The 9,618-nt window shown below is 59.7% G+C and carries 7 protein-coding genes and 2 riboswitches; of the genes, 1 reads left to right on the forward strand and 6 read right to left on the reverse strand.

Annotated features, from left to right (window positions below; genetic code table 11):
* Nucleotides 1-1,130: putative bifunctional diguanylate cyclase/phosphodiesterase (locus VJ604_RS15665; protein WP_324084125.1), on the reverse strand; the 1,130-nt coding region annotated here is incomplete at its 3' end.
* A 134-nt stretch (nt 1,131-1,264) separates the two neighbouring features.
* Nucleotides 1,265-1,341: riboswitch (cyclic di-GMP riboswitch) on the reverse strand.
* A gap of 564 nt (nt 1,342-1,905) precedes the next feature.
* Here VJ604_RS15665 and VJ604_RS15670 point away from each other — a divergent pair.
* Nucleotides 1,906-2,724, forward strand: coding sequence for a flagellin N-terminal helical domain-containing protein (locus VJ604_RS15670; protein WP_324084127.1), 819 nt, complete (start codon nt 1,906-1,908; stop codon nt 2,722-2,724).
* A gap of 310 nt (nt 2,725-3,034) precedes the next feature.
* Here the strand turns inward: VJ604_RS15670 and ligD are convergent, their stop codons facing one another.
* From ligD to VJ604_RS15695, 5 genes are all read right to left on the reverse strand, one after another.
* Entirely contained in the window at nt 3,035-5,464 is a 2,430-nt protein-coding gene (ligD, locus tag VJ604_RS15675) for a DNA ligase D (protein WP_324084130.1), read from the reverse strand.
* A 256-nt stretch (nt 5,465-5,720) separates the two neighbouring features.
* A complete protein-coding gene (locus tag VJ604_RS15680) occupies nt 5,721-6,155 on the reverse strand; it encodes a hypothetical protein (RefSeq protein WP_324084131.1) in 435 nt (144 codons plus the stop codon).
* Nucleotides 6,156-6,194: 39 nt separating this feature from the next.
* A complete protein-coding gene (locus tag VJ604_RS15685; RefSeq protein WP_324084133.1) occupies nt 6,195-7,007 on the reverse strand; it encodes a carboxypeptidase-like regulatory domain-containing protein in 813 nt (270 codons plus the stop codon).
* A gap of 612 nt (nt 7,008-7,619) precedes the next feature.
* Nucleotides 7,620-8,051, reverse strand: coding sequence for a hypothetical protein (locus tag VJ604_RS15690; protein WP_324084135.1), 432 nt, complete (start codon nt 8,049-8,051; stop codon nt 7,620-7,622).
* A gap of 39 nt (nt 8,052-8,090) precedes the next feature.
* A complete protein-coding gene (locus VJ604_RS15695; protein ID WP_324084137.1) occupies nt 8,091-8,903 on the reverse strand; it encodes a carboxypeptidase-like regulatory domain-containing protein in 813 nt (270 codons plus the stop codon).
* A gap of 428 nt (nt 8,904-9,331) precedes the next feature.
* A riboswitch (cyclic di-GMP riboswitch) is annotated at nt 9,332-9,473 on the reverse strand.
* Nucleotides 9,474-9,618: the final 145 nt, after the last annotated feature.

The raw sequence follows: 9,618 nt of genomic DNA on the forward strand, positions 1-9,618 counted from the left end.
GACACCGAGCCGAACTCCGGGCTCTGCCACCTCAAGAGGGCCTCCACCCCGATCAGCCGGTCCATTGCCAGGTCCCACTGCGGCTGGTAGTGCAGGAAGAACTCCCCGTTGGCGATGCCTTGGCGGATGCTGTTCTCCAGGGCCACCCGGCGTACGATCCGGTTGCTGATCTCCCGGGAGAAGAACTGGTAGTTGGATTTCCCCTCGTTCTTGGCGTGGTACATGGCGGCGTCGGCGCAGCGCAAGAGGGTTTCCACGTCCGCGCCGTCACCGGGGTAGAGGGCGATGCCGATGCTGGTGCTGCTGTAGAACTGCAGCCCGTCGATGACGAACGGACGGCAGAAGAGCTCCTGCACCCGTTCGGCGACCACCGCCGCCTGCTCCTCGCCAGCCGAACCGAGCATGACCACGAACTCGTCGCCACCGGCCCTGGCCAGGCAATGGGCTTCCGGCAGCGACCCGCTCAGGCGGCCAGCCACCTCCTGCAGAAGCTTGTCGCCGAAGTCGTGCCCCCGGGTGTCGTTGAGATCCTTGAAGTTGTCCAGGTCCAACACCAGAAGTGCCAGACTTTTCTGCTCCCGGCGGGAGGAAGAGATGGCCTGCTGAAGCCGCCCCATGAACAGCGCCCGGTTGGGAAGCTGGGTCAGGGTGTCGTAGTGGGCAAGCTGCTCGATCTGCTTTTCGGTGATCTTGCGGCCGGTGATGTCCTCGCAGGCGGTGACCACGCCGATGCATCTCCCTTCGCTGTTGCGGACCGGGATCGAGCTGAGCAGCACCGGGAACTTCCCCCCGCTCTTGCGGAGGTTCAGGCACTCGCGGTTCCAAAAGGAGGTTTCCGGATGGGCCACCTGCGGGAAGGGGCTGTCGGGGCAGCCCGGGGAGAGCAGGCGGACATCCATCCCCAGCAGCTCGCTGGTGGCGTAGCCATGCATGATGGCCTGCACGGCGTTCACGTAGATGATCACTCCCCGCACGTCGGTGATGGTTATCCCGGTCCTGATCGGCAGACAGTCAATGGCCACCTTGAGCAGATCGAGGCGGTCCTCGTCCCGTTGCGGGTCACCCAGACGGGTCAGGGCGCCGCCGATCAGCTTCAAGGCCATGTGGTCCAAGGGGGCCATTTCATTCATGCGTCTGGGAACTCCTGCGGGCGCCGTCCCCAGACGCCGAAAACGGCGGCAGCGAGGGGCGAGTCCCAACAAATCGGGCAATCTTCATTAGAACTGGACACAAAAAAAGGGCAGCCGCTATCCATGTGAGATATTTCGGCAACCCGGCTGTCTACGTGAGACCCTTTAGGCTTTCCGTCCCATCCTCGCGGATGGTTTAGTATTATCGATATCGATTGAACTGTTTTAAATGACCATTGCCTGAATCAAGGATATATCTCTACTGTCACCAGATGGCACTGAGAGATATTACTACGTCGACTTAAACCAGATTTAGAGTGAAAAGTCAAACCTTTTCACAGCAGATGTTGGCTCCTGGCGCCGCGTCTTTGCGCGCATCCTCCCCCCTTTTCCCAGGAACCTTTGCTGCCATTCGCTGACTGATGCGGCCGTAGAAAGCCCCTCCCACTGTATCAAATTAACCATTATTAACATCTTCACACCCTCGGCCAAGATTTATCCACTGTTTACAATTAAATAGTAACAATATTTCATGCTGGGAAAATATTCTAAAGTTTTCCCTGCCGCTGGCGATAATCACTCTCATCAGCTACCGGAATGATTGTCAGTTGCGCATGAGAGTCCAGAACAGACTCTGAATCAGCTTGCATGGGGGGAAGTTACTGTGCAAGGGGGCATGTTTAACTGGATCAAGCATGGGTAATTCACAGCAGCACGGGCGAAACTCCAACCTCCGGCAAGAATAGCCGGAAAAGACCAAGAAAGGAGAAGTACAATGTCAGTAAGCGATATCTCTCTCACCGCCGGAATGAGAACCAACCTGATGAACCTGCAGAACACGAACCAGCTCCTGAACAGAACGCAGCAGAGGCTGTCTTCGGGTAAAGCGGTAAACAGTGCACTGGACAACCCGACCAACTATTTCGCGGCCCAGAATGCCAACCAGAGAGCAGGCGACCTCTCCGACCGCAAGGACGGCATGTCCGAGGCGGTACAGACGGTCAACGCGGCGAACGCAGGTATATCCGCCATCACCGGCCTGATCAGCGCAGCAAAGGGTATTGCACAGTCCGCCCTTTCCACCAGCGATACCAACGTGCAGTCCAAGCTGGCAGCCCAGTACGACACCATACGCAGCCAGATCGACAACCTGTCGTCTGACTCCGGCTACCAGGGTCTCAACCTGCTCAGCTCGACCAACACCCTGACCGTCAACTTCAACGAGAGCGCCTCGTCTCAGCTGAACGTGGTCGGCTTCCTGGCCAGCTCTTCGGGCCTCAGCCTGACCGGCGCCAGCAACAACTGGCAGACCACCTCGGACATCACCTCCGACTCGGCCAAGATGGACTCCGCGGTCACCACGCTGAGGACCAACACCCAGACCCTGGCGGCCAACATGAACATCATCACCACCCGCCAGTCCTTCACCGACAGCATGATCAACACCCTGCAGACCGGCGCGGACAACCTGACCTTGGCCGACATGAACCAGGAAGGGGCCAACATGCTGATGCTGCAGACCCGCCAGTCCCTGGGCACCACCTCCCTGCAGATGTCCTCTCAGGCATCCCAGGCAGTCCTCAGGCTGTTCTAACAACATCTTTCCCAGACGCCATGGAAAGGGTCCGGCAGAAGCCGGGCCCTTTTTTTCGTTACCGGATACTACCCCCACCCTCTCCCTGTCCCTGTACAGTGGGCGGGACGAGTCGGACAGGGGGACAGGCACCTGACGGAGCCAGTCCCCTACCCTACCCCCATCCTAACCCTGTCCCTTGAAGGGGAGGGGACCTAACAGCGAGAGTTTCGCAGGAGCACGTGCCTCCCCGCTACACGCCCCCCCCTTGATAAAGGGGGGACAGGGGGGATTGCATCTGGCTGTTCAGCCCTCCACCCCGGGCACCTCATCACGGCAACCGCTGCCTCAGCTCGAAATATTCCGGCCAGGGATCTTCCTTGAGCGCCGCCAGCCGCGCCTCGATGTCGCGCAGGTGGAAGCTGTCCGGCCGGATGCCCGCCACCAGCTCCTGCCAGGTGATGGGAGTGGCGATGGGCGCGCCGGGCCGTCCCCTCAGGGAATACGGCTCCGCGGCGTTGGCCCCCCTGCCGTTACGCATCCAGTCGACGAAGATGCGCCCTCCCCTCTCCTCCTTGGCGAGTTTGGCCGTGAAGCGGTCCGGATACTTCGCCTCCATCTCCCTGGCCACCCGCTTGGTGAAGGGGGTGGTCTGCTTCCAGTCCGAAACGGGCTGCAGGGGGACCACCAGGTAGTACCCCTTGCCGCCGGTGGTCTGCAGGTAGCTCTCCAGGCCGTACTCCTGTAGATGGATCTTCAGCAGGAGCGCCCCCTCCGCAAGGCGCTCCCAAGGCAGCGGCTCATCCTGCGGCGGGTCCAGGTCGAAGAGCAACCTGTCCGGGCGCTCCAGATTCGTGTAGCGCGACTGCCAGCCGTGGATCTCCACCACCCCTGCCCGGACCAGGGTCTCGAGCCCCTCCGGCGAGTCGACCGCGATGTAGCGCTCCTCGTGGCCGGCATCTATCGCCTTTACCGGCGGCGGCAGGTTGGTTGCGTGCTTGGTGAACTTGCAGGCGTAGATGTTGGTCCGGCAGGAGATCAGGGTGAGGGGGCGGTCGGCGATGTAGGGAAGCATGTAGCTGGCGACGCGGGTGTAGTAGGCCAGGGTCTCGTCTCTGGTGATCCGTTCGTGCGGGAAGACGGGAGGTTGCTTCTGCCTCACTTCTACCGGCGATTCTGTTCCTCCCGGCAGCTCCACGCGCACCTCACGGGCGTCCTTGTCCTCGCGAAGGCCCTTGAAGGAGGCGTGCCGCAACAGCCCGGAGCCGGAGATCTCGCCAAAAGCCACCTCCGCCACCAGTTCCGGCCGCAACCAGTGCGGGTTACGGTATTCCGCCCCGGACGGGGGATTGACGAAGGGAGGCTTCGGCTGTTCATAGCGGCTGAGAGTCTCCAGCAGGGCTTTGCTGGAGGAGATGCTGTAGCCGGTCTTGATCTTCCCGACGAAGACCAGCTCTCCCTGGTCATCGTAGTAGCCGGCCAGCAAGGACCCGAAGGGGCGGCCGGCGCCGGACTCGGTATAGCCCCCCACCACGAATTCCTGCCGCTGGGCGCACTTCACCTTCAGCCACTCCTTGGAGCGCTGCGACTGGTACTCGCTGTCGAGCCGCTTGGATAACACCCCCTCCAGTTGCTGGCGGCAGACGGCGCCGTAGAACTCCCCGCCCCTTCCGGCCAGGTGATCCACGTAACGGACTTCTTCCATCGGGGGGATCAGTTCGGCAAGCAGCGCCTTTCTTTCCGACAGCGGTGCGGCGCGCAGGTCATACCCCTCGTAGTTCATCAGGTCGAAGACCAGGTAGACCACGCCGCGGTCGCTTCCGTGCTTGAAGGCGTTCTGCAGGGCGTGGAAATCGGAACGTCCCTGCGGGGTGAAGACCACAATCTCGCCGTCCAGCCAAGCCTGTCTCACCGGCAGCCTGGCCATCGCCCGTGCCAGCGTGGGGAGACGGTCGGTGAAATCGTACCCTTTACGGGTATAGAAGCGGACACCTCTCCCATCGGCGCCGATCCGGCAGACCATCCGGTAGCCGTCGTACTTGATCTCGTGGAGCCAAGCTTCCCCCTGAGGGACCTCGGCGACCAGGGTGGCCGACTGGGGAACGATCAGGCCGGGGAGAGAGCCTCCCGGCGGATGACCGAACCCTACCGGTTCCAGGCCGGGAACCTCTCCCCGGTCGCTGGTCCACAGCCGGTCCCGGTCGGCGGCGATCTCCTCCAGGGTCCGCCCGCTGACCACGCTGGTCTCCGCCGCCAGCACGTCCTGCTGGGTGGCGAACTCGTCCGGCTCCTTGGTCAGCAGCCACTTGCGGTCCCCCTCCTGCGCCCGGATCAGCAACCATCTCCCTTTCAGTCGTTGTCCGTGCAACAGGAAGTGCAGGCGCCCCCGGTAGTAGTCGCTCTTCCCCCCCTCCAGGGGCTCCCAAGTGCCCCGGTCCCAGACCAGCACGGTGCCGGCGCCGTAGTTGCCGGCCGGAATGACCCCCTCGAAGCCGGCATACTCCAGGGGATGATCTTCGGTCTCGCTGGCGAGCCGGTGCTGGCCCGGGTCGAGCGAGGGTCCCTTGCTGAGGGCCCAGCTCTTCAGGGCGCCGTGCAGGCGGAGGCGGAAGTCGTAATGCAGGTGGGAGGCGGCATGTTTCTGCACGACGAAGATGTTCTCGTCCCCGCCCCGGCCCCCCGAAGGCTCCGGGGTGCGGCTGAAATCACGCTTCCTGCGATACTCCGCTAGCGAGGAGACTGTTTCCGATCCTTTGCTCATGGCACAAAACCCACCCGTGACGGCCCACTTTCCAGCTAAGCACAGGATAGCACGACGGCAATCGCGGCAGGAGGCCAATCGGCGGCCGTAGCCACCGTGCAGGCGTAGATCGTCTGTGTTGAGCTTGGGTAGCAAGGGAGGTGGCGTGACTTCGGGGAGCGTCGTGCAGCAGTGGGCAGCTGCGCCGGCAGAGTTGATACGGCAGGCGCCGGAGGTCACCCGCCGTCGAGCAGGCTGGAGCCTGTTTCTGTCGCAGCTAGGGTTGCGGTATTTTCAGCAGTTCAGAGGACAACCGGTTCAGCTTTCTGAGGGCGCCGGCGGCCCGCTCCTGCCGGAGCGCGGCCTGCTCCGACGACGCCCCTGCCTGGGGGGCGAGGAGTTCGCTACGTTGCTTTTGCAGCCGCTGAATCTCGTTACTGATCTGGGTCCCCACTTCAGCGGGATCCATCGACTTCGCTGCGATGTCGAAGTTAGTGGCAGGCACCGCCTGGCGTGGAGACGCGGTCGTTTGTGGATCCACGCTCGGCGGTGCGCTGGCAGAAGTAGCAATACGGTCAGCAGAGGACGCAGGATTTGCCACCGGGCTTCCGGTGGACTCGGCGTAGTAGTGGTCTGGATATTCTATGATGCTGGTTTCCGCCGCGGCTGTGGCTGCCGAAAGGATAAGGGCAAGCACTATCGCCGTTTTCATTGGAGCCCCCTGTGACTGGTCCTCTGCTGAGCTGTCCGATCAATTGGCAGTGATGTTGATCGTCTTGCTGTCTCCCTTTTGTACCGTGATCGGGGTCGGGTACGGGTACCCAACACAGGCCGGGGCACACCACCCGCCACAACCGGGATTGCCATCGGGGAAACAGCTCGTCGCATAGACGTAATAGGTGCCGGGATCTCTCAGCTTTACCGAAAACACGCCGGAAGCGTCGGTAGCCAGCGACATGTATTTGGCAGGACCGCACTGGTTGGTGAACTCTTCGCAATAGCTCGCACTGTCGGAACAGTTCGTGTTGAATACGCACGGTTCGGTCTGCACCCGAACGTAGTACCCTGCCAGAGGAGCGCCACTCGCGGTTTTAACCGTACCGGTCAAGGTGGTCGGCGATGCGTTGAAGGAAGTGGCATAAATGGTGCCGAGGTTTATCGTCTGGCCTGCCTTGATGGTGATCGGGGCGGTCGGGATCCAGGTGAAATCCCCCACCCTCGGCGGCCCCTTCGCTTCCGTCGAAGTCCGCTTGGTAACGTCTGCCCGTTCGTTGATGCGGATGAACCAGGTCCCCTCAGGGATGCTCACCTGATAGTTGCCGTTTCCGAACGATCCCCACAGGATGTGATCGGCCATGGAAAAGTACTTCTCCATCGGAGGCGGCTTTGCTGCGTCATGCAGGTAGATAAAAGCCGAGGGGACGGCGGTTATCACACCGGTCGCGGGGTCCTGGTACTTGTAGGTGAAAATCAAGGTGCCGTTTCCGGCTTCCGCCATGTTCACGGTCCATACATTCAAGATCAGGCAAAGAGAAAAAAGAACCATCATTCTTGCCGTTTTCATCAGTCCCCCCTGTTAACTCGCAATGATCAGGAGCCTTTGCTGTGGGTTTCGAGAAACTGGAGCATTTCATGGTATGGATGCCCTACCGTTCCGTCATTGGTTGCTTGTGGGATGGAGAGACACCGGGCTCGGTACCCGGTGTCCCCCCAAACGGTATCCCATCAGCAGGGATGGACATCGGCACTGCCCACGACCTTCGGAGCTACATAGGCTTTCTTCTTCATCGGTCCCTCCTTTCTCTCCATGCGGAGCTAGTCGTGCCACACGTTTAACTGCACGAAACAGGGCTACCACGCCGACAGCACAAGTCGGCCACTACGGGACAAGGCATGACGAGTGATTCTTAACTAACAGGGATAAGAAATATCACCGTATTACCTAAAAAACAACTAGGTAATATTTAATTATTTCACCCTCACCGCCCGGGATGCGTGGCGGTGAGGGTGGCGTGGAGTGGTTCAGCGTGCGAGACAGGTGGATAGGCTCAACGGAGGCGAGAACACCATCAGGGTCATGACCTGCGCCAGCGGGAGATCGGCAAAGAGCATTCTGATTGCCGTTATGACCGTGCCGCAGGCGCAGGCCGCATGTGAGGTATGTAGTGTCCCCTCGCTAGGGGTGCGTTTTCAGCAAATCCGACGACAGCCTGTTGATCTTCCTGAGGACACCTGCCGCCCTGTTTTGCCGAGCGGCAGCCAACTCCGCCGACTCTCCTGTCTGGGGGGACAGCAGTTCGCTCCGTTGCTGCTGCAGTCGCTGCAGTTCGTTGTTGATCTGGGTTCGCGCTTCGGCTGGATCGATCGACTGCGCTGGCATCTCGAAATTCGTGACCGGCCCTGCCGTTCGGCGAGCGGTGGTCTTTTGATGGTCGACGACCGGCGGTGCACTGACAGGAGCGGCGATAGTGTCAGCAGAGGACGCAGGCTTCGCCACTGGGGTACCGGTCGACTCCGCGTAGTAATGGTCTGGATATTCTATGATCTTCGTTTCGGCTGCCGCTGTGGCTGCCGAAAGGATAAGGGCAAACGCTATCGCTGTTTTCATGCGAGCCCCCTCTGACCTGGTCCTCTGCCGAGGTTGCCTTTAATGGGCAACGATGTTCACCGTCTTGGTGTCTCCCCTTTGTACCGTAATCGGAGTTGGGTAGGCATACCCCACGCAGGCAGGAGCACAATACCCAGAACAACCGGGATTGCCGTCAGGAAAACAGTTGCTCGTATAGACGTAATACGTGCCGGGATCTCTCAGCTTGACCGAAAACGCGCCGGTGGCGTCGGTAGCCAGCGACATGTACTTAGCCGGTCCACACTGGTTGGTAAATTCCTCGCAATAGGCTGCATCGTTGGAACAGTTCGTATTGAATACGCACGGTTCCGTCTGCACTCGAACGTAGTAACCTGACAAAGGCGCGCCACTGGCGTTCTTGACGGTACCGGTAAGGGTTGTCGACGCTCCGTTGAATGGAGTGGCGTAAATGGTGCCGAGCGGCACCGTCTGGCCCGCTTTGATGGTAATGGGAACACCTGAGATCCAGGAAAAATCCCCCGTTCTCGGCGGCCCCTTCGACCCTAACGAGTTTCGTTTGGTGGGGTCTAGCCGCTGGTTGATGCGAACGTACCAGGTCCCCTCAGGGATCGACACCTGGTAGTTGCCGTTTCCGTACGATCCCCACAGGATCTGGTCTGCCATAGCAAAGTACTTCTCCATCGGAGGCGGCTTCGCGGAGCTATGCAAGTAGACAAAGGCCGCAGAAACGGGGCTTATCGCACCCGTTGCAGGGTCCTGATACTTGTAGGTGAACGTCAAGGTGCCGTTTGCGGCTTCTGCCATGTTTACCGTCCACACATTGAAAATCAGGCAGAGAGAAAAAAGAAGCATCATTTTTGCCGTTTTCATCGGTGCCTCCCTGGTTACTCAGGATGGTCGGGCCTCTTTGCGGCTAGTTGTAGTGAAATTCGAGAGATGTCATTTTATCGATGATGTTTAAATCCATCATCGTTGTTTCTAGATAGTGAGACACCGAGCTCGGTACCCGGTGTCCCCCCATAACCGATATCCCTTCAGCAGGGATGAACAATGGCACTGCCAACGACTTTCGGAGCTGCATATTTCGCTTTCTTTTTCATCTGATCCTCCTTTCTCTCCGTGCGGAGGGTGTAGTGCCACACTTGGAACATGCCACTAACAGTTTCGTCGCGATCTCTTCGTCCGGGCCACCTATCGCTTCTGCTCAGGCCCTCTGCGGTCCTGGCTTCGGATACTTCTGGATGGATGAAACACAAACGGCCGGGCATGCGGAGTCTACGCCCATCACGAGGGGCGAACTCGGCAACCCGGCCGACTGAGAATCCTGCAATCCAGGTATTCACTCTAATGAGCGAAACTGCAGCCCATCACATTACGACATCCCAAACAGTCCCGTTGGCTTTCCGTCCCCCGGTCGCCCGGGGTTTGGCCTTAGTTTTGTTTGCAACAGATGCAACGCACTCTCAAGCCGTGGTTTCAGGAATGAGAGATAGCTAGTGAGGCTAAACTAACTGGCATAAGTAATATCATCCCATATGCGAAAGGCAATTACACAGACATATTATTTGCAAATAATTATATCTAG

The sequence above is a fragment of the Geomonas sp. genome (genome assembly GCF_035254065.1).
GTDB lineage: Bacteria > Desulfobacterota > Desulfuromonadia > Geobacterales > Geobacteraceae > Geomonas.

Coding starts and splice junctions, on each gene's coding strand:
- VJ604_RS15680 (WP_324084131.1), bottom strand. CDS start 6,155: ATGAAAACGGCGATAGTGCTTGCCCTTATCCTTTCGGCAGCCACAGCC.
- VJ604_RS15670 (WP_324084127.1), top strand. CDS start 1,906: ATGTCAGTAAGCGATATCTCTCTCACCGCCGGAATGAGAACCAACCTG.
- VJ604_RS15690 (WP_324084135.1), bottom strand. CDS start 8,051: ATGAAAACAGCGATAGCGTTTGCCCTTATCCTTTCGGCAGCCACAGCG.
- ligD (WP_324084130.1), bottom strand. CDS start 5,464: ATGAGCAAAGGATCGGAAACAGTCTCCTCGCTAGCGGAGTATCGCAGG.
- VJ604_RS15695 (WP_324084137.1), bottom strand. CDS start 8,903: ATGAAAACGGCAAAAATGATGCTTCTTTTTTCTCTCTGCCTGATTTTC.
- VJ604_RS15685 (WP_324084133.1), bottom strand. CDS start 7,007: ATGAAAACGGCAAGAATGATGGTTCTTTTTTCTCTTTGCCTGATCTTG.